This window comes from Aeromonas sp. FDAARGOS 1414, assembly GCF_019047065.1.
GTDB lineage: Bacteria > Pseudomonadota > Gammaproteobacteria > Enterobacterales > Aeromonadaceae > Aeromonas > Aeromonas veronii_A.
In genome coordinates this window covers 3940001-3966206 of the sequence record NZ_CP077210.1, presented here as the reverse complement: position 1 = coordinate 3966206, position 26206 = coordinate 3940001, and the positions used below count along the sequence as shown (strand labels likewise).

Here is a 26206-nt window from a genome sequence, read left to right as displayed (position 1 = left end):
CAGGACGGGCTCAGCCATGTCGAAGGGACAGGCCCCAGCATAGCATCAAGGGCATCGAGTCACAGGAGACCAGCCATGCATATCCATCACGTCGCCATCTGGGCGCAGGATCTGGAGGCACTCAAGGCATTCTACTGCACCCTGTTTGGCGGGCAGGCCAATGAGCGCTATCACAACCCGAGCAAACAGTTCAGCTCTTACTTCGTGCGTTTCGAAGGGGGCGCCAGCCTGGAGCTGATGCACACCCCCATACTGTTTCCGGCAGATCTCACTCTACCGCACCCGTTGCAGGGGCTGGCCCATCTCGCCTTCTCCCTCGGCAGCGTGGAGGAGGTGGACAAGATGACCGCCCGCCTCAAGCTGCTCAAGGGCGCCGAGGTGAAGCACCTGGACGGCCCCCGCTGGACCGGCGACGGCTATTACGAGAGCACCTTCCTCGACCCGGAAGGCAACCGGCTGGAGCTGACCATCTAATACCTGAATGCTCCCCTCACCCTGCCCTCTCCCAACGGGAGAGGGGATAAAGCGGCACCTGAGATATGATCGCTCACCACACCGGTTCGGCTAACCGCAATACCATCAGTCACGTAGGTTCGATTAGCGAAGCGTAATCGGACAGCGGTAACTGCATTGCTCCCTTCTCCCCTTGCGGGAGAAGGGTCGGGGATGAGGGGAGGGAAAAATGATATGAAACCGAACACATAAACCCCAAAATGGCCTAGCTAATATCACCTGCCGGTATATAGTATCCAAGCTTATATAGTCTATGTCAGGTGGTGCTCATATAGTGATATTTCCAAGTGATTTTTTAAAACGGAAATTAATGATGATACTTCCTCCTTATGCTCAAGTTCAATCAAAGAATATAGATACTCTTCACGTACTTGTGCTGAACCAATTATTTTAGACCAGAATGTTTTAGCTGTTTTCTTTTCCTTTCCAGCAGTTTTAAAGTCCTTCAACTTTATATTAGGCAATAGTCTTTCTCTGTTTTTATAAATGAAGACCTCTATGTCATTGACAGGTGATGAATGTACTTGTGTCAGACCATCTGATTTTACCTTTTCAATAATATCCTTATCTACAATAACAATAACATCTTCAGGGGGGCCAAAAATTCTATCTCGGGAATTCTTAGATATCATGCTTTTTATTTGTGGCTCACCCCCCACAGCAATTATTTCGTATTCAAAAAATGTTTTTATATGACTATTAATTAAAAATCTAACAAATCCGGCAAGAACATCATCTTCGACTAGAATATATCTATCTTTCCCCGTAAAACCATATAAATCCGACTTAACATACCCTAAAGATCTCTGCTCTAGACTTATACATTCTCCTTTATCCTCTAGATAATATATTTCCCCCTCACCAACCGTACTCATAAATGCTAAAGAGTGGGAAATTACTATTAACCTAGTTTTATACTCTTTTAATAACGGTGTTATGGTTGAATACAGCCTTACTTGCGCAGCAGCATCTAACGCAACATCAACCTCATCAACCAAAACAAGAGATGCACCAGAAGTTATTAGCCTGTATAGTTGTATTAGAAAAAACTCACCTGAACTGAAGTGATCTTCTCTGATGTAATAGTCATTATCCAATAACCTAAAATAGAATAAATGCTTATTCACCCTTGTTTCTTTCAAGTCACTAAATTTATCATTAGAATAAATTTCGCCTAAAAATGAAATTAGCTTTTCAGCTCTACCATACCGGGATGATGCTATATTAGCCCTTATCTCCCTATCATATTCAGATATCAAGGAAAACTGCTTAAATCTTTTCCCGTATGGGACTGAAAGCTCTGCCAAAACTTTATTTTTCTTTGGCAGAATATCTTTTGAGTCGAGAGATTTATGGATATCATTATATTTATATTCTATTGGCGAATGTTCATCAATAGAAATACTGATATAACTTTTTTCATTAATGGATTTTTCACCAGAGGATTTTATAAAAACTAAAGGGTCAGATAGCAGACTAAATGCCTTTACGAGTGACGTTTTACCGATACCATTTTTACCTGTTACGACCAATATTCCTCTGTCAGAGAAGGAGAATTCGACACTAAGAGACTTTATTGCTTTTATATTTTTTATAACCACAATATCAGTCGTCATTTTGACTATCCTCCATTAATTTATAGACAGCCAAAGAACCATATTTACGCTGTAACTTACTTATATACTGTGGGTCAATCGAATTTGCATAGTGTAGCAATCCAAATAAGGACCTTTTATTGAACCCATCTGTTACAGATAAATGTTTTTCAAATCTATCGATATCGGTTGTATAAAGATGAAGAAGTGTTTCTATTGTATTCTTATATTTTTTGTCAATTGTCACCACGCCATTAGGTAGAATTGTCAGTCCAAGAATTTTTACCTTATTACCTTTCCATGTTAACTTTGTCTTCCCTTTATTAAGGGTGATCTGTCCAGAAAACAGCTTAAGTATCAATGAGTCAATTACACTACTCATGTCCTTCAAATGTTCTAAATCCATTCCAGATAGGATTATATCATCTGCATATCTAGTATAAATAATATTTCTTCTTCGACAGATTTCATTCAATTCCCCGTCGAACTCGAAGAGAAAAGCATTACTTATTTGAGGTGACGTCGAGAATCCTACAGGTAAAACACCATCATAAGTCATGATAGATACAAGGAAGTCTATATAGTCAGAAAGATCAATTATTGGTATAAGATTAATGTCTCTTTTTAAGATCCTTAATACATCATCCTTAGTAATACTTGAGTAAAAGGAAGATATATCAGTTTGGAAAAAATAATCATTATTTGAATGAGCAGACACCGCTGTCAATGTACTTTTATCTTTGGTGAAAGAATGGACTACATCATTATCTTTTGCTAGATTTCTCAGTATTACTCTATCAACAAATCGAAGATATTTCTTTAATTTTTCAGATTGACGAAAGAACAGTCTGTGCTGTTTCTTTATTTTATTTTCAACGGAAATTTTCTCGACTTCATTTTCGATATCAAGGGCAAGGAACTCTTCGAAATTTTCTTTTTCATGAAATACAGCATTAAATGCTTGTTTAAAAGTGCGTTGAATCATTTCATCATTTCCAAATCATATAAACCTGATGAAATATAATTCACAAATATAGAAAAAACAACTAATCGTTATGTTTAATAAAATTAGAATAGTGATACTTAAACTTAAATTAATTAGACTGCATGTCTCATACGTTAAAAATATGGATGGAATTGGGAAAACTGAAGGGTATTTATACTTTCAATCTTCCCTTCCCCTCTCAGCATAGTAAAGAGGGGGGGAAGAAAGAAATCAGGTAATGACGCCTAGGGACTGGCTTAACGACTGGAGTTACTCCTAGTCACCAGTGATGCAGACGTTACCAGAACAGAATATCTCGGTCAATCCGCTTAACTTATGACTTACTTCTGTATCAGTCTTACAGACCCCACATCACTCCCCCAACCTCTCCGCCAATCCGGAATAACGCTCGGTCTTTTTTCGTACCGCCTGTGCCAGCAGGGCGCGATCGCCGTAGAGATCGAGCCGGGCCTTGGCGCGGGTGATGCCGGTATAGACCAGCTCGCGGGTGAGCAGCGGGCTGGGGCTATCGGGCAACACCAGCACGGTATGGGCAAACTCCGAGCCCTGGGATTTGTGGATGGTCATGGCGTAGACCGTCTCGTGGGGTGGCAAGCGGCTGGGCAAAAGCGCCCGCAAGGTGCCGTCCGGCTGCTCGAACCAGACCTTGAGCCGCCCGCTTTCATCGGGCAGGCAGAGCCCCATATCGCCGTTGTAGAGGCCGACCCCATGGTCGTTGCGCACCACCATCACCGGGCGACCGGCATACCAGTCGCCATCGCGGGCAATCAGGCCAGCCCGTGACAGGGCCAGTTCGAGGCGCTCGTTAAGCCCCAGCACCCCGAACGGGCCATCGCGCAGGGCGCAGAGGATCTGGAAGCTGTTGAATGCCTTGAACACGGCGGCGGGCGCTTCCCCCGCGCGGGCCGCCTTCAGATAGCTGCCGTAACCGGCCACACCCTGGGCAATCAGGGCATCGTAGGCCTCCCCGGCCCAGGGGTGCAGGCTGATATCGGCAAAGCCCATGCCCCAGACTGATTCCACCGCCGTGGCATCGCCGCTGTTGCAGGCGCGCGCCAGCTGGCCGATGCCGGAGTGCTGATCAAAGCGCCAGCTCTTGGCCAGCAGGCAGAGGCTGTCACGCACCGGGGCCCCCGCTGGTGTGCCCTGCAGGCGGTAGCCGGTCTGGCGGGAGAGCCAGTCCGCCTGCGCCGGGCTGATGCCCTGTTCGATAAAGCTGCAGATATCGCCGAGCACGGCCCCCGCCTCCACCGAGGCGAGCTGATCTTTGTCGCCGAGCAGGATCAGGCGGGCGTGGCTTGGCAACGCATTGAGCAGGCGTGCCATCATCGGCAGGTCAACCATGGAGGCCTCATCTACCACCAGCAGGTCGAGGTGCAGCGGGTTGCCCGCGTGGTGGCGGAACTGGCTGCGCCCCGGAATGACCCCGAGCAGCCGGTGCAGGGTGCCCGCTTCGGTGGGGATCGCTTCCACCCACTCGGGGGGCAGATCGAGGGCCTGCAGGGCAGAGCCGATACTCTCGGTTAGGCGCGCCGCCGCCTTGCCGGTGGGGGCCACCAGCCGGATCGCCGGGGCCTTGCCCGCTTGCAGGCCGGTCTCCACCAGAATGGCCAAAAGCTTCGCCACAGTGGTGGTCTTGCCGGTGCCGGGGCCGCCGGAGATCACCGCAAAGGGGCGCGCCGCCGCGGTGGCCGCCGCCAGCTTCTGGCCGTTACAACAGAGCGCCTCGGGCACCAGCGCGTCCAGCTTGCCAAGGTCGCTCGCCGCCTGCGCACTGGCGAGCAGCCCTTCGATGGCGGGCCAATCCACTTCATTGGGGAACACCAGATCGAGATACTTTTCGATAAAGTGGCGGGCCGAGAAATCGGGGGCGAGGCGGGCTTTCAGCAGCGCCGCGAACACCAGCCCGTAGTCGCGGGCAAACAGCCGCGACAGAGCGGGGGCAATCTCCGGCCATTCGGCGCGCTCGCTCAGGGCGCGCAGATGGCGGGCCACCCCCAGTTCAAAATCGTGGTAGCGGGTGAGGTAGAGCCGCCCGTGCCACAGCCGCAGCGGCCAGCGCGGGGCAAGCCCGTCATCCTGCTCACAGCCAACGAGCGGGCTTGCCGCAAACAGGGCGGGCCAGCGGGCAGGATCCGCCAGATCAGCCAACAGATCCCGGCTCTGCTGGGGATCCAGACCGAACGGGCGCAGGGATCCGGCAGCGAGCATCTCCAGCGGCAGACAGACATGGCCACGCCCCAGCTCGAAGCAGGCGAGCGCCGCCCCCAGCACCAGCTCGGGGCTGCCGCCAAGGTCTGCCACCAGCCTGGCGAATTGCAGATCCAGCTGGCGGATACGGCCAGCCAGCGCCAGTGTTTTCAACCGTTCAACCATCATTACACTGGTCGCGGTGCTGATCATGGTGCCGCTCATGCCTCTACCTCGTTCAATGCTTGAGATCCCGCTGCTGGCAGCTCACTGCCTTCGCGAAACAACTTATCCAGCCCCAGCACCAGTTCACAGCTCGGGCGGGTATGGAAAATGCCCCCCTGCGGCATGCCGCGCAGGAACAGATAGAAAACGCCGCCAAAGTGCTGCTCGAAGTCGTAGCCCGGCAGGCGCAGGGTGAGCAGCCGGTGCAGCGCCAGCGAGTAGAGCTGGTATTGCAGGTCGTAGCGATGCTCCGCCATCGCCCGCTCCAGCGCCGGACGGCTGTAATCGGCGGGGCTCATGCCGAGGTGGTTCGATTTGTAGTCGAGCAGATACCAGCGCCCCTGCCACTCGAACACCAGATCGATAAAGCCCTTGAGCATCCCCTGCACGGTGGCAAAGCTGAGCGGCTTGTTGCCCCGTGACAACGGGTCGTGCTGCTGGCAGAGCGCAGTCAGCGCCGGTGCCGTCACCCGTCCCATGGGCAGGAAGAACTCCAGCTCCACCTGTTTGCGCTCGGCACTCAAGTCCCGCAGCCGTATCGGCTCGCCAAAGCCCGTTTCCAGCGGGGTATCCAGCACCGCTTCGACCTGCTGTTGCAGCACCGGGGCCCAGCTCTCGTCGAAGCCGTCCTGAGCCAATAGACTGGCGATATGCTCTGCCAGCGGCTCGCCCGCGGCGCTTTGAAAGTCGATGGTCTCGAACAGACTGTGCAGCAGGGTGCCGGGGCGCGCCCCTTTCGGGAAGGTAAAGATGGAGGGCTGGGGCGCCTCGTCCGGTTGTTCCGCCACCAGCGCAGCGGCTGCTTCGGTGACTACCTCGTCATCGAAACCGGGATTGGCGAGTACGCCCTTGCTGTGGCCGTGGCCCTGCGCCGCCAACCCGGAGTAGGAGCTGATCCACCAGTCCCGCTCCAGCCGACCGGTAAAGTGGCGCACCTGCGGCTCGCCCAGCAGCTCCTCCTCTGGCGGCAGCGGGGCCGGACGGGTGAGCGAGGGCTCACCGACGGCCACCCCGGGCAGCGCCTGTGACAGCTCGGTCAGGGCGGTTGCCAGCGTCTGCGCATCCCCCTCCTCGCCCTTTTGCAGCAGGTAGCCGATGGCGGTGTGGTGCAGGTCGGTCTTCTCCGACTTGCCCGCTCCCGCCCGCACCGGCGCCAGCCCCAGCCAGGTGGCGTAGACGCCCCGGGTCAGCGCCACATAGAGCAGCCGCAGGTCTTCGGCAAGCCGTTCCCTGTCCGCTTCGGCGAGCGACGAGTCGGCGCCGGTCAGATCGAGAATGGTGCGATTGCCCGCCTCGTCCGCCTCGTGATAGAGCGGGGTCTCGGCGGTTCTATGGCTGCAGATAAAGGGCAGGAATACCAGCGGGTACTCCAGCCCCTTGGATTTGTGGATGGTGACGATCTGCACCAGCTTGCGCTCGGATTCGAGGCGCAGTACCTGCTCCGCATCCTGCCCGTTGGGGCGGCTCACCGCCTCCCCCAGCCAGCGCAGCAGGGCATACTCCCCGTCCAGCTCGCTGCTCACCTGTTGCAGCAGCTCGCCAAGATGGAGGAAGTTGGTCAGCCGCCGCTCGCCATAGGGGCTAGCCAAAAGCGAAGAGGCGAGATTGCGCCGGTGCAGCAGGGCCCGCAGCATCGCCAGCACGCCACGGCGGTGCCAGATCTTGCGGTACTCCATAAACTCCTGCACCGCGCTCTCCCAGGCTCGCTCGTCGCTGGCCAGCCCATCGAGCGCCTTGGCGTCGAGGTCAAACAGGCCGGTGGCGAGCGCCGCCCGCAGGCTGCGCTCTTCGCTCGGGTTCTGGCAGGCGTGCAAAATCAGCAGGATCTCCCGCGCCTCCGTCTGCTCCAGCACGCTCTCGCGGTTCGACAGATAGACGGAGGCGATGGCGAGCCGCGCCAGCTCCTGCTGCACCAGCTTGCCCTCGGAGCCGGTACGCACCAGCACGGCGATATCTCCGGCCTTCACCGCCTTGTCACCGATCAATGCCTTGCCCTCGCGGGCCAGGGTCAGCAGGCGGTGGATCTCGGCAGCGGTGGCGCGGGCCATCTTGCTCTGGTAATCCCCCCGATTGAAGGTCGGCTGGCCGCTCAGCTGCCAGCAGTGGAGCACGGGGGCGGCTTCGCCATCCAGCTGCAGCGCCTTGCTCTTGCCCTGCGCCTCCACCGGCAGGAAGGGGATATCCGCTTCGTAGATAAAGGGATCCTTGGCTCGCTCGAACAGGCCGTTGACCGCCCCCACCAGCGCACTGCTGGAGCGCCAGTTGCGCCCGAGGGTGTAGTGGGCGCTCACATTTCGCCGCGCCTGAATGTAGGTAAAGATGTCGGCGCCGCGAAAGCCGTAGATGGCCTGCTTGGGGTCACCGATCATCAACAGCGCCGTGTCTGTGTGGCCGCCGTAAAGCCGATGGAAGATGCGGTACTGCTGGGGGTCGGTATCCTGAAATTCATCGATCATCGCCACCCGGTAGGTGGCGCGAATGCGCTCGCAGAGCCGCTCGCCAAGGCTGGAGCCAAGCGCCCCGTCGAGATCTTTGAGCAAGTCATCGAACGAGAGCTGATGAGCCTGCCGCTTGCTGGCCTGCATCCGGCTGCGCACTACTTTGGCCGCCCGCTGCAGGATGAGATCCCGAATACCGGGGCGACTCGCCAGCAGTTCATCGATCTGGCTGAACAGCGGCAGGGTCGGCACGGCGCCCCCCTTCTTGAGGTTCTCCTCCAGTACCGTCTGACCGAAGCGCTCCAGCTCCTTCGGGATGGCGTAGCCACTGCTCTCGTCCTGCGCCCAATCGGCTATCTTGGCAAGCCACCCTTCATAGTTCTTGCCGGTGTAGCGGCTTACTTGCCCATCCGTCTGGCGGCGGATCTCGTCCATCTGCGCCAGCCATTCGCTCTTCACCGCCGCGATTCGACTCATGGCGGCCTGATGGCGGGCGGCGAGGGTCTCGTCCCCCAGCGCGGGGTGGATCTCCAGCTCGCTGTTGTCGAGCCAGCTACCCATCTCCCGCAGCAGGGCGGCGGGGCTCGGCCAGAGCGCGCGCACCGCACTGGCGAGGGTCTTATCCACCGGATAAAACTCGGCGCGCCAGTAGTCGCTCACCGCCTGCAACCTGAGCTGGCTATCGTCGGTAAGAAATTCGGTTTCAAAGAGGGCGCCAGACTCGAAGGCGTTCTGCTTGAGCATCCGCTGGCAGAAGCCGTGGATGGTAAAGACCGCCGCCTCGTCCATCTGCCGCTCGGCGGCCAGCAGGCGGCGGGCCGCCAGTTCGTGATCTTCCACCTCGTCCAGCAGCTGGGCCAGCAGGGCATCATTGCTATGGCCGCGCATAAAGGCGAGGCGCGCCTCGTGAATGCGACCGCGGATCCGCCCGCGCAGCTCGGCGGTGGCCGCCTCGGTAAAGGTCACCACCAGAATTTCGGTCACCGAGAGCGGCCGCTCGTGGGCGCTCGGCTGACCGGCATCGGCGCCCTCACCGATCATGGGGCCGTGGCCCAGCAGCAGGCGCAGGTAGAGACCGGCGATGGTGTAGGTCTTGCCGGTACCGGCGGAGGCTTCGATCAGTCGTTCACCATGGAGGGGAAAACGCAATGTATTGAGCGGGTTAGCCATTATTTCAGCTCCTCCAGGGTCTTAAGCAGCGGGGTCAGGTGTTCGCGGGCCAGCGCCTGCAACTGCCCCAGCACCTCGTCATCGAGTTCGGGGAAGCAGCGGGCGACGTAAACGTCTTGCCCCTCCCCATTGATCATCCAGCCGCCGTTGAAACGGGTGAGAGCCGCCTTGTCGGCCGCCTCCGGCTTGTCGGGATCCTTCTCGATCGCCTTGAGCCAATCCCAGGCAGTGTTGGGGAAAAACGGCAGCGGCCGCTTCATCCCCTGCGCCCAACAGGCCACCAGAGCCGCCAGTTTGGGCCGCGCCTCGTCGGCAGCAAGAGCAGGCAGGCGCAGACTCTGCTTGGCATCGAACAGCAGGGTGTCGCCGGGGGCGCCGCTCAATGAGAGGCAGAGGTGCTGGATCCAGCCCAGCAGCAGATCCTTGCCGTTGAAGCTGCCGGGTTTGACCACCAGCAAGCGCCCCTTCTGGGTGTCGATCCACCCTTGCAGCTGGCCCTGAGTGAGGGAGATATCGATCTCCACCGCCTGTTTTTCTGACTCATTGGCCGCAACCCAAGGGCGCAACCGATCCGCCAGCTTGCCCATCTCGGCGTCCAGATCGTCCAGCAGCAGGCTGCCGAACCACCCTTGCGGCAGCAGGCCGGTGAGCTGCAACCGCTCGCGACGCTCGGTGCTATCTCCTTCCGCCAGATGGGCATCGAGCAGCAGATCTTTCAGCTGATAATGTTGCAGGCCATCCAGCTCGAATGGCTCGCTGTCCTCGATGTTGGCCTCGTTCAGTTCAAACCACACCTTGAGGCGACGGTTGAGGAAATACTTGGTGGGCTGGCGATAGAAACGCAGCAGCTCCGCCAGCTCCAGTCCCTGCTCCTTGCCCCATTCGGGAGGCAAAGGCAGCTCGCCGCTCTGGAAGTTGGCCGCGCCGCGCACCGGATTGAGAGCGGGCAGCCAGTCGGCGGCATAGGTAAAGAGGCGTGAACCCGGCTCCGGATAGAAGTAGTTGCGGCTGTAGGGGGTGAGCGGGTGCGCCACCATCAGATGGTTGAGCAGCCGCTTGCCGGAGGTTTCGTCGTCGAGATCCTCATCCCCCGCCAGCACAAAGCCCTGCCGCACATAGTCGATCAGCTCCGCCAACAGCACCGACGGCACCTTGTCGCTGTTGTCCTGCGCACTGAAGCCCTGATAGCTGATATAGAGCCCCTGCTGGGCGCTGAGCAGCGCCTCGAGGAAGAGGTAGCGGTCATCATCGCGACGGGAGCGATCCCCACGCCGCGACGCCACCGCCATCAGATCGAACCCCATGGGAGCCAGGGTGCGCGGGTAGACGCCGTCGTTCATGCCGAGCAGGCAGACCTGCTTGAAGGGGATGGAGCGCATCGGCATCAGGGTGCAGAAGTTGACCTGACCGGCAAGGAAGCGCTGGCTGGAGCGGGACTCCCCCAGCACGCTGCCGAGGTAATCCTGCAACAGGTCGGCGGTGATGGGCTGCTCGAAGCGAGCCTCGCCAAGCCGGGTCTGCCACTCGGCCAGCTGGCTGCGAATCAGCTGGAGCTGACGCTCTTCATCCTCGTCGGCGAGATAGAAGCGCTCCAGCAGCGCCAGCAGGCAGGCGTTCCACTCGGCCAGCGGCTGCGCCTGTTGCAGGCGGGGCAGGAATTCTGCCAGCGAATCGACAAACCAGGCGAGCTTGCCGAGCGCCAGCCCCTGCTGCCCCTCGATATCGGCATAAGGCAAGATACTCGCCACCGGCTCGCCATCCCCCATGGCAAAGCCGAGCAGCATGCGGCGCAGGCCGAACAGCCAGCTGTTGCCGGACATGGGCGGCAGATCGAAACGGACAGGGTAACCGTCATCCAGCCCCCAGCGGATGCCTGTCTCCTGCACCCAGACCCGCAGCTGGTTGAACTCGTCGTCATCCAGCTCGAAGCGGCGCAGCACGGCGGGCACCTCGAGAATGGCGAGCAGCTCCCCCGCCCCGAAGCGGGCGTTGGGCAGCCTGAGCAGGGCGAGGAAGCTTTGCAGCAGCGGGCTCTCCTGACTCGCCGCCCGATCCGAGACCGCAAACGGGATCTGGCCGCGCGCGCCAAACACCGCCTGAATATAGGGGCCGTAGCTGTTCACATCCGGCATCATCACCACCACGTCTTTCGGGGTGAGGGTCGGGTCCTGCTCGAACAGCGCCAGCAGCCGATCGTGCAGCACCTCGAGTTCGCGCATCGGGCCATGGCAGGCGTGGATCTGCAAGGATCCATCCGCCGGATCGATCGGGCTCTTGTGATGGCTGCTGTCGAGATCGAACTGACCGGCGCCCCGTTCTGCCAGCTCCAGCACATCCTTCTGGATGGCGCGCAGCAGGCTGACATTGCCCTTGCCATCCACTTCGTCGATATCGACGAAAGCCTCGATTTGCGGCACCTCCAGCTCCATCAGCTGATGCAGGTAGTCGCGCCCCAGCTTGCCCATGGAGGCGAGCAGCGGGTTGGCGGGGCCTTGCAATGTCTCGATGTCGGTACCGGGTTTGAGCTTGTTCTCCAGCCGAGCCAGGGTCTTGCGATCCAGCAGATCCCCCCAGTAGTAACGGCAGGGGTTGGTGACGAACAGGTGCACCTCCACCTCCGGTCGGCTACCGAGGGCCAGCAGCGCCTCCACATAGCGCGGCGGCAGCGCCGAGATGCCGAACACGAAGACCCGTTGCGGCAGCTTGCCCGGCAGATCGGCGGTGCGCGCCAGCTCGTGGATAAACTCCTCGTAGAGGTTGGCGCGGTGGTAGCCGCTCGGAGAGAGCGCCAGGGTGCGGGCCACCAGCTCGCGCCACAGCTCGGGCTGCCAATCCTGACCGCTCACCCCGGCCAGCTCCTGACTCAATCCTTCCCCCTCTTCCCAGCGGGCGATCCAGTCCGGCCGGTAGACCAGATACTGGTCAAACAGATCCGCCACCTTCTGGCAGAGCTGCCACAGCCGCACCTGCTCGGGATCTCTGGCGGGATCCTCGTCATCTCCCCCACCCAGATAGGCGGCGAGCGGGGCAAAGGCGGGGCGATCCAGCAAGGCAGGCAGAATGGTCATCAGCTGCCAGCTCATGGAGCCCTTGTTGTAGGGGCTCTGGCGCGGCACATCTGCCAGCACCCGGGTGAACATCTCCCAGATAAAGCTGGCGGGTAGCGGAAAATCGATATTGGCGGCGATGCCGAACGCTTTGGCCAGCTCCAGCTTGAGCCACTGGGCCATACCCGGACTCTGCACCAGGATCTGCTCCCGATCGAAGGGGTGAGAGAGGGGGGCCTGCCGGATGCGGCTCACCAGCAGCTCTTTGAGCAGATCCAGCTGATTGGAGTGGTAGAGGGTAAACATGAGCAATTCCCGCCTGTGGATGAGAGGGGGCGAGGGAAAAGGCGAGCCATTTCCGTCACTTCACAAGAAAAGGAATTGTCGGGGATCGAGGGGGAAGATGCAAAAGGCACTTGTGGCCAGCAGGCGGGTAAACCGCTGAATCATGAGGGGCGCCGCAGATTTGACGCGCCGCCTCACCTATCCGGAAAACGCAGACAGAAAAAAGCCGGTGCAGTTGCACCGGCCAAAAGGCATTGGAAAACTTGACTCTTCAGGGCATTACCAGTTTTTGCCGAGACGGGCATCCACACTGAAAGCCCCTGCTCCGGCCGCCGCCAGCGCCAGGAAACCACCGGCCACTGAGACGTTCTTCATAAACATCAGCATCTGCATCTGTTCGGCAGGCTGGTAGTGGAAGATAAAGGCAGCCATCAGGGTGAAACCGGCCAGCAGCACGGAGAGGCTGCGGGTAAAGAGACCCAGCACGACGGCAAGGCCACCACCCAGCTCAAGCAGGATCACCAGCGGCAACATAAAGCCGGGCACACCCATCGCTTCCATATAGCCCTGAGTACCGGCATAGCCGCCGATCTTGCTCCAGCCCGCCATTACGAACATCAGCGCCAGCAGTACACGACCCGCCAGCAGCGCTACATCTTTCATCTTGTCCATTTCATATTCCTCGTTTGTGTCACATCACCGCTGACTGCTTCAGGGTAGGTCAAATAACAGGGCTTGGCTGGCACTGGTCGCAACCAGCTCCCACCGGTATTCATCACGACTGAGTACCCCGTCGCCGGGTCGGGCAGCCAGACCGTTGGCGGCAAGCGTACCTGAAATCATCTGCAGGTAACCGTGTCGGCCAGCCAGTGCCCATTCGAGCGTCTCGCCCGGGGCCAGTTCCAGCCGCCATACGCGGGCCTGTTGGCGGATCCGCAGCGATCCCGCCTCGCCATCCGGTGACGCTACCAGCGTCATGCCCGGTCTGGACTCGATCTTCTTCTGCTGATACCCGGGTGGCGTGCCGAACTCGTTCGGCTCGATCCAGATCTGCAACAGGGAGAGGGGTTCCGTCTGCGAGGGGTTGTACTCGCTGTGGCGGATCCCGCTACCTGCACTCATCAGCTGGAAATCCCCTGCCGGGATCTGCTCGGCATGGCCGAGGCTGTCCTTGTGCTCTATGGTGCCTTGCAGCACGCAGGTGAGGATCTCCATATTGGCGTGAGGGTGGGTGGCGAATCCGCCACCCGGCGCAACCAGATCCTGATTGATCACCCGCAGTACCGAGTGTCCCATCCACTCCGGGTCATAGTAGTGACCGAAGGAGAAACTGTGGCGCGCGTCCAGCCAGCCAAAGTTGGCCTTGCCCCGCGCTTCTGCGGCTCTCAATTGCATCATGGTGTGCTCCTCACCTACCGGGACGGTTGATTAACGCTGTTTGCCGCTACCGATACCGAACGGAATACGGTATTCGCTGCTCTGGTCAGCCAGGCTGACAGTCAGGTTGCCCTGGGTACGGCTCGGGATCCGCACCTGCTGGGTGCCTGTCAGGTTGGCGTGGACTGATGCCAGCAGATCGCCAGACTCGTCACGCACTTCCAACATAGGATTGGCTTTGCCATCCATTGCGGCAGTGGCGTTCCAGTTCACAAACAGCACGCCGGGCATGGCATTGAAGTCAGCCGGTACGGAAGCCTGGGCGAAACCAGTGGTCATCAGGCCTCCAACGGCCAGCATCTTGATTACGTTTTTCATGTTCATTCACTCTCTTGTTTTATATGTCATTGCCAAGGCCTTTTCGGCCAGAATCAATGCATCCATGCAAGAGGTCATTCAAATAGTGTGTTGTTCTTTCACCGACGTCAGACAGACCTATTTGGTGTGTCACAGTACGGAACTACCCGCATATTTGGCCGCTCGACGTTCCTGCCTAAGCGTTGATTGAATATTAAAGTGACATGACCTAACTTGTTAGCGAGATAAACTGGCAAACATATTCAAAAAAATTGAAGGTGAGGAATGGCCAAGGAATCGAACAAGGAACGGGCGCTGACCCTGGAGGCAATCCGGGTGCTGGATGCCATCGACCGCCGCGGCAGCTTTGCGGCGGCGGCCGACGAGCTGGGCAAGGTCCCCTCGGCATTGAGCTACACAGTGCAGAAGCTGGAGGATGAACTGGATGCCATGCTGTTTGACCGCAGCGGCCACCGCACCAAGTTCACACCGGCGGGGCGCATGCTGCTGGAGCGCGGCCGGGTACTGCTGGAGGCAGCCGAGCATCTGGTGGGAGAGACCCGGGCGCTGGCCCGTGGCTGGGAGACCGACATCACAGTCGCCGTCGATGCACTGGTCCCGGTGCAGGCCCTCTACCCCTTGGTGGAGAAGCTGGCCGAGCAGACCGATACCCGACTGCGGCTGCGGGCCGAGGTGCTGGCGGGTAGCTGGGAGTGTCTGGAAGATGGTCGCGCCGACCTGCTTATCTCCTCCATCAACCCCGACATCATGATGACCGGCATCAAGCATCAGGTGATCAAGGACGAGGTGATGCTCTACGTCGCCCATCCCGATCACCCGCTGCATCAGGAGCCGGAGCCTCTGGCTGACGAAACCCTGCGCCGCTATCGCGCCATCGCCGTCGCCGATACCGCCCTGCGCAAGCCGGTGCTCACCTACCGCCTGCTGGACAAGCAGCCGCGCCTCACTGTCAGCACCATGACGGAGAAACGGGATGCCCTGCTGGCAGGGATCGGCGTCGGCACCATGCCACAGAGCTGGATTGAGGGGGACATCCGGGCCGGACGACTCAAGGTGATCAGCCCCGAATATCGCCATCAATTGCAGGTGGTGCTGGCCTGGCGGCGAGACACCATGGGCAAGGCCAAAAGCTGGCTGGTGCGGGAGATACCAAAACTATTTGCAACTGGTGAGAAATGAGATCCAGTTAACAGAAATGTTAATTGCATGCCTCACTTGACGCCCAATATCTTTGCTGATTTCATAGCCGCCTCATTGAACCCATGGAAGCTGTAGAAAATGAAAAAGAGTTTGCTGGTTGCCCTCACCACCCTGCCCCTGTTTGCCAATGCCGGCCTGATGGACTCGCTGACCGACAGCGTCACCAGCAGCGTCAAGGATGCGGCCAGCACTGCCGTATCCGGTGCCATGGACAGCGCATCCAACGAAGCCATCAAAAAGGCACTGGATATCAAGGAAGGCGGCTCCAACAAGCAGGCAGTCAAAGATAAGCTGGGCTCTCCTGCCACCACCAAGACTGAATCCGGTCTGGAAGTGTGGACCTATGATCTGGATGCCCTGAACAAGGCCTCTCCGCTGCTGGCAGAAACCACCAAAACCCTGCTGAAAGATACCGACGCCGCCAAGAAAAACGTGGTCATCAAGTTCGAAGGCGAAACCGTCAAGAAAGTAGACCTGACCGACAAGGCTCAGGGCTAAGTTCGCTCGTCCGGTGAAGTCGGTTGCACAGATAGCAAGAGGGGGAGCATCAGGCTCCCCTCTTTTATTGGCAATCTCCAGCGTTTAACCAATCTGCTACTCAACGTAGTAAACACAAAAAGGGTGGCCTCGGCCACCCTTGGGTTGATAACAGCTGGCGCTGTTACTGGTTCGCTTCGGCGAACTGCTTCATCGCTTCGGCGTGCTTGGTCATACCGGCGGCACGCTCGTTGAGCTTCTTGATAAACTCCGCCTTCTTGGCCGGATCTTCAATGCGGTCATAACGTTGCTGCAGGTTGGCCTGGATCTGCTCCGGGGTCATGTTCTGCATGCGGGCCATCTTGTCGTGGCGACCACCGTGGTGTTTGCCACCCATCATGCCACCACCGTCCATCGGGCAATCCACCATGGCACCGGGCTGGCCGGTGGGGGCCGCTTCACTGGCAGCATAGGCACCCAGCGGCAGGCCAAGGATCAGGGTGGCGGTCAGCAGGGTTTTGGTCAGCTTTTTCATGGTCTATCTCCTGTAGGGATGATTCTGGTTCGGCGCTCTTGCCTTGCCCTCAAGTAAACACCCTATCGGTGTCTGAACTTTGCCAGCATCGCCCTTTTTTGTAGCAGAGTGTGGCATCGTGCGGATCTGGCACACTTTGACACAAACCGCCGTCCGGATTTTCGTATACTCGGGCCAACGCCAAGAAGGGGAGGTATTCATGAACCAGGGCAACACCCACATTCTGGTGGTCGACGACCACAGCGAGATCCGCGATCTCTTGAAACGCTTTCTGGAACAGCACGGCCTGCGGGTCAGCTGCGCCCGGGATGGCAAGGAGATGAAGCGACTGCTGGAGGAGCGGGAGTTCGACCTGCTGGTGCTGGATCTGATGATGCCGGGTGAAGATGGTCTGACCCTCTGCCGCGAGCTGCGGGTCAAATCGAACCTGCCCATCATCATGCTCACTGCCATGGGGGAAGAGACCGACCGCATCATCGGATTGGAGATGGGGGCCGATGACTATCTGGCCAAGCCCTTCAACCCGCGCGAGCTGCTGGCGCGCATCAAGGCGGTGATGCGCCGCACCCAGGCCGAGACCCAGCCTGCCGCCGAGACCCTGACCCGGGATCTGCGCTTCGATCGCTGGCTGCTCGACGTCAATCGTCGGGAGCTGGTCGATGAGGATGGGGTGGGCCTGAGCCTCTCCACCGCCGAATTCGATCTGCTCAAGGTGTTTCTCGAACGCCCGCAACGGGTGCTGAGCCGGGATCAACTGCTGGATCTGGCCCGTGGCCGCGAGGCGGTGGCCTTCGATCGCGCCATCGATACTCTGGTGAGTCGACTGCGCCGCAAGCTGGAGCGGGATCCCAAGAATCCGGAGCTGATCAAGACCATCTGGGGTGGCGGCTATATGTTCTCCGCCGACGTGACGCAGGTTTAAACTGTGGGCACCTTGCGACGACTGTGGGCACGGATGTGGCCCAAGGGGCTGACAGGCCAGATCATTCTGGTGGCGCTGGCAGGGCTGATCCTGATCCAGCTGCTCAGCATCCAGATCTACCGCTCGGATCGGGAGGAGGCGCTCGGCTTCGTCAACAGCCGCAACGCCATGCAGCGGATCATCTCTGTGGTCAGGCTGCTCTCTCTATCACCCCCATCTCTCTATGACGAGATCCTCAAGGCGAGCCGCAGCGAAACCCTGCTGCTGCGCCTCTCAGACGAACCACTGCAACCGGATAATCGCAGCCCCCGCTTCGAGCAGTTGGTGCGCTCTCGGCTCGGCTACCCGCAGGGTCTCACCATAGAGATCAGCGCCGAGCTGAAAGAGGATGCCCAGCGCAGCAAAGCCTGGGAGCATCACGCCCGCATGATGCGGGATCGCAAGGGGCCGCCCCCGCCACGAGATATGCGGCTCTATGGCTCCATCGAACTGCCCCAGGGGGGCTGGCTGCAGTTCAGCTCGCTGGTCGACAAGGAGGCGGGCAGCTGGTCGTGGCAGACCACCCTCAACCTGATGCTGGTCGCCAGTCTGGTGATCGGGCTGATGGTGCTGCTGTTTCGCCGTGCCACCCGCCCGCTCAAGCAGCTGGCAGGCAATGCGGAGCGGCTCGGGCGGGGCGAGGATATCGAACCCTTGAAAGAAGAGGGACCGACCGAGATCCGCGAATCGATTCAGGCCTTCAACCGGATGCACACCCGGCTCGACCGCTTCGTGCAGGACAGAACCCGGATGCTGGCGGCCATCTCCCACGACCTGCGCACCCCCATCACCAGCCTGCGGCTACGCACCGAGTTTCTGGCCGATGGCGAGGACAAGGAGCGCATCCAGCAGACCCTGCAGCAGATGGAGCAGATGCTGGCGGCCACCCTCAGCTTTGCCCGCGAGGAGGGGCAGCAGGAGGCCACCCGCGAGCTGGATCTGGTCAGCCTGCTGGTCAGCCTGTGCGATGACTATGCCGATACCGGCCAGCCGGTCACCTGTCTGGCGGAGGGCAAAGAGGTCTACGCCTGCCGAGCCAACACCCTGCGCCGGGTGCTGCAGAACCTGATCGGCAACGCCATCAAATATGCCGGCAGCGCCGAAGTGTCGCTGGAGCGGCGCAAGGAGGAGCTGTTGATCCGGGTCTGCGATAACGGGCCGGGGATCGATCCGGCGCGGCTCGAGGATGTGTTCAAGCCGTTCGTGCGGCTCGATGAAGCGCGCAACACCGAGTCCGGCAGCGTGGGGCTCGGGCTCTCAATTGCCCGCACTCTGGTGCATCAGCACGGCGGCGAGTTGACCCTGCTCAATCGGCCACAGGGGGGACTGGAGGCGCGGATCAGCCTGCCGCTGTAAGTAGTTACTCTATCCGCCAGCCTTGTCATGGCGCCATTTGCATCATGCAAACTTCATCATTTGAGCGCTTGTTCTTCGATGAGAAAGACGGTGATAATCGGTGACCACGGGACGGTATACGGCAACGGATTGGAGCAAGGATGGCCTCTTCCAGGACAGGAGTCATAGTCAGTATCGGGTGGGGGCTCCTGCTGCTCGCCCTTGCCCTACCTGCCTGGGCCAAAGCCCCGGAAGAGCCGCTCATCATTACCAACTCCAAAGCCTGGCAGCCCTTCTCCTATATCAATGAGTCGGGCCAGCCGGATGGCCTGCTGATCGATTTGTGGCGTGAATATGCCCGAGTGACCGGCCAGAAGATCGAGTTCAGGCTGGTCGACTGGCAAGGCTCCCTCGACCTGCTCCATGAGGGGAAAGCGGACGTTCACGCCGGACTGCTCTGGTCACCGGAGCGGGGCAAACTGTTCGACTATGGCCGGCCTCTCGCCCAGCTCGACTCCCAGCTCTTCTTCTCGAGCGAATTGCGCGGCACCGATGTCCACTACTACCTGCTCCATGAAACGGTCGGTGTGGTAGCCGGTGGCTACGAGGAGTATTACGCCAGACGCTACTTCCCCGGCACCAGACTGCAAACCTTCAATGACAATGACACCCTGCTGGCTGCGGCCTTCAAGGGTGAAGTGAAGGCCTTTATCGCCGATCTGCAGGTCGCCAACTTCTACATCTATACCTCGGACGATCCCACCCGCTTTATTCCGGTTCGCCACCTCTATACCGACCAGATCCGCTTTGCAGTGAAAAAGGGCGACCTTGCCCTGTTAAACCGGCTGGAAGAGGGGTTCGCCAAGCTCAAAGAGAGCGATCGGGAGCGGATCATCCGCAAATGGATGCATGTCGAAACCGTCTACCCCATCCATCTCGGTCCCTGGCTGCTGTTGGCCGGAGTGTTAATCATGGTGGCCTACATAGTGCAACTGCGCCGCGCTGTTGCCAGCCGTACCACCGAGTTGAGCCGCGCCAACGCCAGACTGGAGAAGCAGGCCAGTACCGACCCCCTGACCGGCCTGCTCAACCGACGGGCATTCATGCCTGCCATGGAGCAACGACTGGCAAGCGGGGAGCCCTGTGCTCTACTGCTGTTCGATGTGGATCACTTCAAGGAGACCAATGACCGCTTTGGTCATGGCATCGGGGATCTGTTGCTGGAAAAGCTGGCCACGACTGTGACGAACCTGTTACCCGAAGAGGCTCTGCTGGCTCGCATCGGCGGCGAGGAGTTTTGCCTGCTGCTGCCGTTGGCCACGCTGGCAGAGACAGAGCAGTGGGCCAAACGCCTCTGTCAGGAGTGCAATCAACAAACTCTGTACACCGACAATAGTGCAGTGACACTATCCATCAGCACCGGGGCAGTCTGGGTCGCCGCAGAGAGAGAGGCTGATGCCGAGCAGCTACTACGGCAGGCTGACGCCCTCATGTATCAGGCCAAGGGACTGGGGCGCAATACCTGGCAAGCCGCCCCCTATCAGGCATAGCCCTCTGACGGACGCGCAATAAAAACGGCCGCCATCAGAAGATGGCGGCCGCATGAGACGTTTCCTATCAGAAGTTGTAGGTCACGCCCAGGTTGTAGCGGCGACCATCCAACACAGTGCCATAGCTGCTGTAATCCACCGTCTTGTCGAACAGGTTGTAGACCCCTGCGGTCAGAGCCAGATGCTTGTTGGCCTTGTAGACCAGGCCCATGTCAAAGAAGGTGTAGGAAGGAGTCCCCTCCGCCATCTTGACACGGCTCAGGTACTCGGAGGTCTCGCCACGGAAGTTGACCCGTGACCAGAGGCTGAGATCCTCGGTGGTTTGCCAGTCAACACTGCCGTTGAACATGTGACGGGGCATCTGGTTGAGGGCATGACCCGCCAGTGGACCACTCTTCTGCTCGGACTGGGTAAAGGTGTAGCTGGAGCTGACCGACCAATCCTCGTTGATAGCCCAATCCATCATCCCCTCGACCCCGCGCATGTTCGCCTTGTCGACGTTGACCCGATCACTGATGAAGTCATAACTGTACCCATTGAGGGTACAGGCGGGATCACTCTTGCTGGTGCAGCGACGCACTTCGGAGATCTTGTTCTTGAAGTCGGTGTTGAACAGGGTAACCCCGGCGTTGAAACCCTGATGACCGTTCCACAGCAGACCGATCTCTTCACTCACGCTAGTCTCGGGTTTGAGGTCCGGGTTACCGACAAGCATACCATCCAGGCTACCACCACCGGTGACCTGACCCCAGTTGGCCGCCGACATCCGCAAGTCAGGAGAGCGGTAACCGGTCGATACGCCTCCTTTCAGGGTCCAGCTATCATCCAGATGCCAGACGCCGTAGAGGCGCGGGCTCCAGTGAGAACCGTAGTTCTGGTCCCGATCCATGCGGGCGCCACCGGTCAGGGCAAAGCTGTCAGTGAGTGACCACTCATCCTCGACAAACATCGCCCAGCTCCAGCGGGTCAGCTGCTCGGCAGGGTTGGCCACTTTCAGGGTATTGCCCTGATCGTGCAGATCCTCATAGCGATACTGACCACCGACGCTCAGGTAGTGATCACCCAGAATAAACTGGGTATGGGTATCTGCGATGGTGTTGGTGAGCTCCATCTGGCGGCCGGGGTTGGTATTGATCTCCTGCTGCAGATAGCTGCTGGAAGAGCCGAAATCATACTGGCCATCATGGGTCAGCGCATAGTTGGTGCGCTCGTAGCGGTTAAGGCTATCTTTCGCCTTGGCAGCCAGCGAATTGCCGGCCGTGCGATCCCGATCCTGCAGACTGCGACTGGCCTCCAGATCGAAGCGGTTATGGTCATCAGGCTTGAAGCTGAGCACCGCCGTGCCACTGCGAGTCTCCTGCTCCGCAAAACCCTGGATAAATTTGTCTTCACCACGATGGGCGAGCTGCCCGTTGAAACGCAGCCCCAACACGCCATCGATCAGTGAACCTGCGGTGTAGGCATCGGTCTGGAAACTGTTGCCAGCATCCTTGTTCTCCTGGAAGGTCGAATCAGCATGAACCGAGCCCTGCCAGGCCAGACCGGTGGTCTTGCGGGTAATGACGTTAATCACGCCCCCCATGGCATCGGAACCATAACGGGATGACATGGGACCACGGACGACCTCAATCCGCTCAATCGCCTGCAGTGGCGGCAGCCAGCCCTGCTCGATACCCGGACCATCGCTGTTCGGGCGAGTGCCACGGCTATCCACCTTCTTGCCATCAACCAGCATCAGGGTGTATTTCGAGCCCATACCGCGAATGCTGATATCACTGCTGCTGCCACCACCGGTCACCACAACACCGGGAACATCCTTCAGGGCGTCAGTCACATCGCGATAGGCCCGCTTTTCCAGCTGCTCACGGGTAATCACGGAGATGGAGGCGGCAGAGTCTTCAATCTTCTGCTGGAAGCCGGAAGCGGTGACGACCATCACCTCTTGTTCGGCAGCATAGGCCTGGGTCGCAAGAAGGGAGCAGATCAGCAAGGCAAGCTTGTTCGGTTTCACTGTTGTCATGTTTTAGCCTGAACATTATTAGTAGGAAGGTGACGTATTCCCTTACTTCACTCATTACAACGCCCTAGCATCCGGCCAGACGCAGCATTAGAAAAGGCTCATTTGAAAAGCACTTTATTAATCAGCCCGCATTGTAACGACCTCGCCAGAATCATTCAAACAATAATCATTATCATTTGATTCATGTGGTATTCCTGCAGCAGAATCGCTCATTCTTGATAAGAGACTGTTTTAATGGAATAAATCCATAAGCAAAAAAGGGATTACACAAACAAGTGGAAGCGATGACGTACCGTTGCAAGATGGCCTGATTTAATCGTCATGCACTATGGCCAAGGTGGGGTGTGATGCGATACAGAGCTGGAAACAGTAGCAAGAACGCCAACAGGGGGAAGGTATTGCCATCGCGGTGGGATGTCGGCAGCTCACCAGCAGGCTAAAACATCAAAACCCAGTCGTCAGACTGGGCTTTGTGTTGGTTCTGGTGTGCAAAACTGTGGATCACTGGGCAAAAACGCCCATAGCAAAAAGGCCTTCCCATCAGGGAAGGCCTTCAAATTAGTGGCGGAGCGGACGGGACTCGAACCCGCGACCCCCGGCGTGACAGGCCGGTATTCTAACCGACTGAACTACCGCTCCGCATTCGGTTAGCTTGCGCTAAATTGTTTGCCGCGTCAGTGAGGTGTCATCCTCGCAGCCAGTGACGTGATTCTTCACATCGCTGTTTAATTAGGTGCCTGGCAGTGTCCTACTCTCGCATGGCGAATGCCACACTACCATCGGCGCTACCGCGTTTCACTTCTGAGTTCGGCATGGGATCAGGTGGTTCCACGGCGCTATGGCCGCCAGGCAAATTCTTCAATCTTGGAAAGCTGATGTGAATAACAACTTGGCTAGTTTGCTTTGTCATTACCACTGAATTTGAGTAGTTCGTTCATTCGCTACAAGCCTTAGAACACTTCTTGGGTGTTGTATGGTTAAGCCTCACGGGTAATTAGTACGGGTTAGCTCAATGCATCGCTGCACTTACACACCCCGCCTATCAACGTTGTGGTCTCCAACGGCCCTTTAGGACCCTCAAGGGGTCAGGGATGACTCATCTCAGGGCTCGCTTCCCGCTTAGATGCTTTCAGCGGTTATCGATTCCGAACTTAGCTACCGGGCAGTGCCACTGGCGTGACAACCCGAACACCAGAGGTTCGTTCACTCCGGTCCTCTCGTACTAGGAGCAACTCCCTTCAATCATCCAACGCCCACGGCAGATAGGGACCGAACTGTCTCACGACGTTCTGAACCCAGCTCGCGTACCACTTTAAATGGCGAACAGCCATACCCTTGGGACCGACTTCAGCCCCAGGATGTGATGAGCCGACATCGAGGTGCCAAACACCGCCGTCGATATGAACTCTTGGGCGGTATCAGCCTGTTATCCCCGGAGTACCTTTTATCCGTTGAGCGATGGCCCTTCCATTCAGAACCACCGGATCACTATGACCTACTTTCGTACCTGCTCGACCTGTCCGTCTCGCAGTTAAGCTGGCTTATGCCATTGCACTAACCTCCTGATGTCCGACCAGGATTAGCCAACCTTCGTGCTCCTCCGTTACTCTTTGGGAGGAGACCGCCCCAGTCAAACTACCCACCAGGCACTGTCCGCGAGCCCGATTCAGGGCCCTGCGTTAGAACATCAAACATACAAGGGTGGTATTTCAAGGACGGCTCCAGCGCAACTGGCGTCACGCCTTCAAAGCCTCCCACCTATCCTACACATGTAGGTTCAATGTTCAGTGCCAAGCTGTAGTAAAGGTTCACGGGGTCTTTCCGTCTAGCCGCGGGTACACCGCATCTTCACGGCGAATTCGATTTCACTGAGTCTCGGGTGGAGACAGCATGGCCATGGTTACACCATTCGTGCAGGTCGGAACTTACCCGACAAGGAATTTCGCTACCTTAGGACCGTTATAGTTACGGCCGCCGTTTACCGGGGCTTCGATCAAGAGCTTCGCTTGCGCTAACCCCATCAATTAACCTTCCGGCACCGGGCAGGTGTCACACCCTATACGTCCACTTTCGTGTTTGCAGAGTGCTGTGTTTTTGATAAACAGTCCCAGCCATCTGGTCACTGCGACTCCCAACTGCTCCATCCGCAAGGGACTTCACTGTCAAGAGCGAACCTTCTCCCGAAGTTACGGTTCTATTTTGCCTAGTTCCTTCACCCGAGTTCTCTCAAGCGCCTTGGTATTCTCTACCCGACCACCTGTGTCGGTTTGGGGTACGATGACTTGTAATCTGAAGCTTAGAGGCTTTTCCTGGAAGCAGGGCATCAATGGCTTCCACACCGTAGTGTGTTCGTCTCGTGTCTCAGTGTTGTGTCTCCGGATTTGCCTAGAAACACCACCTACGCACTTTCACCAGGACAACCGTCGCCTGGCCCACCTAGCCTTCTCCGTCCCCCCATCGCAATTACAAGTCGTGCAGGAATATTAACCTGCTTCCCATCGACTACGCCTTTCGGCCTCGCCTTAGGGGTCGACTCACCCTGCCCCGATTAACGTTGGACAGGAACCCTTGGTCTTCCGGCGAGGAGGCTTTTCACCCCCTTTATCGTTACTTACGTCAGCATTCGCACTTCTGATATCTCCAGCATACCTCTCGATACACCTTCGCAGACTTACAGAACGCTCCCCTACCACTCACACATAAGTGTGAATCCGCGGCTTCGGTGCCTGGTTTGAGCCCCGTTACATCTTCCGCGCAGGCCGACTCGACTAGTGAGCTATTACGCTTTCTTTAAATGATGGCTGCTTCTAAGCCAACATCCTAGCTGTCTGAGCCTTCCCACATCGTTTCCCACTTAACCAGAACTTTGGGACCTTAGCCGGCGGTCTGGGTTGTTTCCCTCTTCACGACGGACGTTAGCACCCGCCGTGTGTCTCCCGGATATTACTTACTGGTATTCGGAGTTTGCATGGGGTTGGTAAGTCGGGATGACCCCCTAGCCCAAACAGTGCTCTACCCCCAGTAGTATTCGTCCGAGGCGCTACCTAAATAGCTTTCGGGGAGAACCAGCTATCTCCGAGTTTGATTGGCCTTTCACCCCCAGCCACAGGTCATCCCCTAACTTTGCAACGTTAGTGGGTTCGGTCCTCCAGTTGATGTTACTCAACCTTCAACCTGCCCATGGCTAGATCACCCGGTTTCGGGTCTACACCTTGCAACTAGACGCCCAGTTAAGACTCGGTTTCCCTACGGCTCCCCTATACGGTTAACCTCGCTACAAAATGTAAGTCGCTGACCCATTATACAAAAGGTACGCAGTCACCCCGAAGGGCTCCCACTGCTTGTACGTACACGGTTTCAGGTTCTATTTCACTCCCCTCACAGGGGTTCTTTTCGCCTTTCCCTCACGGTACTGGTTCACTATCGGTCAGTCAGGAGTATTTAGCCTTGGAGGATGGTCCCCCCATATTCAGACAGGATGTCACGTGTCCCGCCCTACTCGATTTCACATCAAGGTTGTTTTCGTGTACGGGGCTATCACCCTGTATCGCCGGCCTTTCCAGGACCGTTCCACTAACTTCCAAGATGCTTAAGGGCTAATCCCCGTTCGCTCGCCGCTACTGAGGGAATCTCGGTTGATTTCTTTTCCTCGGGGTACTTAGATGTTTCAGTTCTCCCGGTTCGCCTCTGTTACCTATGTATTCAGTAACAGATACCCGAGTTATCTCGGGTGGGTTTCCCCATTCGGAAATCTGTGAGTAATAGCGTCTCTTACCGACTTCTCACAGCTTATCGCAGGTTAGTACGTCCTTCATCGCCTCTGACTGCCAAGGCATCCACCATGTACGCTTAGTCACTTAACCATACAACCCCAAGAAGTGTCGGTGAAACCGGCACAGCTTGT

At 57.7% G+C, this 26206-nt stretch carries 16 protein-coding genes, 1 tRNA gene and 2 rRNA genes; 6 read left to right on the top strand and 13 right to left on the bottom strand.

Annotation, left to right across the window (positions count from 1 at the left end; genetic code table 11):
* The first annotated feature begins 75 nt into the window (after positions 1 to 75).
* Positions 76 to 474 (top strand): VOC family protein, encoded by a 399-nt coding sequence (locus tag I6L44_RS18005; protein WP_216952680.1) that lies wholly within the window; start codon positions 76 to 78, stop codon positions 472 to 474.
* Between the two features lie 290 nt (positions 475 to 764).
* Here I6L44_RS18005 and I6L44_RS18000 read toward each other — a convergent pair whose 3' ends face one another.
* The 8 genes from I6L44_RS18000 to I6L44_RS17965 all read right to left on the bottom strand — a co-directional run bounded on the left by I6L44_RS18000 (position 765) and on the right by I6L44_RS17965 (position 14230).
* On the bottom strand, positions 765 to 2129 hold the full coding sequence (locus tag I6L44_RS18000; RefSeq protein WP_201906022.1) for an AAA family ATPase: 1365 nt from the start codon (positions 2127 to 2129) through the stop codon (positions 765 to 767).
* Complete coding sequence (locus I6L44_RS17995; protein WP_201906020.1) at positions 2119 to 3093, bottom strand: reverse transcriptase domain-containing protein; 975 nt, start codon at positions 3091 to 3093, stop codon at positions 2119 to 2121. Before I6L44_RS17995 ends, I6L44_RS18000 begins: the two co-directional genes overlap by 11 nt.
* A 372-nt stretch (positions 3094 to 3465) precedes the next feature.
* Positions 3466 to 5529, bottom strand: coding sequence for an exodeoxyribonuclease V subunit alpha (gene recD, locus I6L44_RS17990; RefSeq protein WP_216952679.1), 2064 nt, complete (start codon positions 5527 to 5529; stop codon positions 3466 to 3468).
* Positions 5526 to 9137: an exodeoxyribonuclease V subunit beta gene (recB, locus tag I6L44_RS17985; protein WP_216952678.1), complete on the bottom strand. Its 3612-nt coding sequence runs from the start codon at positions 9135 to 9137 to the stop codon at positions 5526 to 5528. The genes recD and recB overlap by 4 nt, the downstream gene beginning before the upstream one ends.
* Positions 9137 to 12490 (bottom strand): exodeoxyribonuclease V subunit gamma, encoded by a 3354-nt coding sequence (gene recC, locus I6L44_RS17980; protein ID WP_216952677.1) that lies wholly within the window; start codon positions 12488 to 12490, stop codon positions 9137 to 9139. Before recC ends, recB begins: the two co-directional genes overlap by 1 nt.
* A gap of 258 nt (positions 12491 to 12748) precedes the next feature.
* A complete protein-coding gene (locus tag I6L44_RS17975; RefSeq protein WP_005336513.1) occupies positions 12749 to 13141 on the bottom strand; it encodes a DoxX family protein in 393 nt (130 codons plus the stop codon).
* 39 nt (positions 13142 to 13180) lie between these two features.
* Positions 13181 to 13867: a pirin family protein gene (locus I6L44_RS17970; RefSeq protein WP_216952676.1), complete on the bottom strand. Its 687-nt coding sequence runs from the start codon at positions 13865 to 13867 to the stop codon at positions 13181 to 13183.
* A gap of 30 nt (positions 13868 to 13897) precedes the next feature.
* A complete protein-coding gene (locus tag I6L44_RS17965) occupies positions 13898 to 14230 on the bottom strand; it encodes a hypothetical protein (protein WP_216952675.1) in 333 nt (110 codons plus the stop codon).
* 258 nt (positions 14231 to 14488) lie between these two features.
* Between I6L44_RS17965 and I6L44_RS17960 the strand changes: the two genes are divergently transcribed.
* The gene (locus I6L44_RS17960; protein WP_216952674.1) at positions 14489 to 15403 is read left to right on the top strand and encodes a LysR family transcriptional regulator; all 915 of its coding nucleotides are present in this window, start codon (positions 14489 to 14491) and stop codon (positions 15401 to 15403) included.
* Between the two features lie 99 nt (positions 15404 to 15502).
* Positions 15503 to 15922 carry a hypothetical protein gene (locus I6L44_RS17955; RefSeq protein ID WP_216952673.1) on the top strand — a complete coding sequence of 140 codons (420 nt, stop codon included), beginning with the start codon at positions 15503 to 15505 and terminating at the stop codon, positions 15920 to 15922.
* 163 nt (positions 15923 to 16085) lie between these two features.
* On the opposite strand, the gene I6L44_RS17950 is transcribed toward I6L44_RS17955, so the two are convergent.
* Positions 16086 to 16436 (bottom strand): hypothetical protein, encoded by a 351-nt coding sequence (locus I6L44_RS17950; RefSeq protein ID WP_005355311.1) that lies wholly within the window; start codon positions 16434 to 16436, stop codon positions 16086 to 16088.
* A 199-nt stretch (positions 16437 to 16635) separates the two neighbouring features.
* Between I6L44_RS17950 and I6L44_RS17945 the strand changes: the two genes are divergently transcribed.
* The 3 genes from I6L44_RS17945 to I6L44_RS17935 all read left to right on the top strand — a co-directional run bounded on the left by I6L44_RS17945 (position 16636) and on the right by I6L44_RS17935 (position 20282).
* A complete protein-coding gene (locus I6L44_RS17945; protein ID WP_005336534.1) occupies positions 16636 to 17358 on the top strand; it encodes a response regulator in 723 nt (240 codons plus the stop codon).
* A gap of 33 nt (positions 17359 to 17391) precedes the next feature.
* Positions 17392 to 18753, top strand: coding sequence for an ATP-binding protein (locus I6L44_RS17940; RefSeq protein ID WP_216954487.1), 1362 nt, complete (start codon positions 17392 to 17394; stop codon positions 18751 to 18753).
* 140 nt (positions 18754 to 18893) lie between these two features.
* Entirely contained in the window at positions 18894 to 20282 is a 1389-nt protein-coding gene (locus I6L44_RS17935) for a transporter substrate-binding domain-containing protein (RefSeq protein WP_216952672.1), read from the top strand.
* A gap of 67 nt (positions 20283 to 20349) precedes the next feature.
* Here I6L44_RS17935 and I6L44_RS17930 read toward each other — a convergent pair whose 3' ends face one another.
* From I6L44_RS17930 to I6L44_RS17915, 4 genes are all read right to left on the bottom strand, one after another.
* On the bottom strand, positions 20350 to 22302 hold the full coding sequence (locus I6L44_RS17930; RefSeq protein WP_216952671.1) for a ligand-gated channel protein: 1953 nt from the start codon (positions 22300 to 22302) through the stop codon (positions 20350 to 20352).
* A 562-nt stretch (positions 22303 to 22864) separates the two neighbouring features.
* Positions 22865 to 22941: transfer RNA gene (locus I6L44_RS17925), tRNA-Asp, on the bottom strand.
* Positions 22942 to 23037: 96 nt separating this feature from the next.
* A 5S ribosomal RNA gene (rrf, locus tag I6L44_RS17920) occupies positions 23038 to 23152 on the bottom strand.
* A gap of 123 nt (positions 23153 to 23275) precedes the next feature.
* Positions 23276 to 26165: ribosomal RNA gene (locus tag I6L44_RS17915) — 23S ribosomal RNA — on the bottom strand.
* Positions 26166 to 26206: the final 41 nt, after the last annotated feature.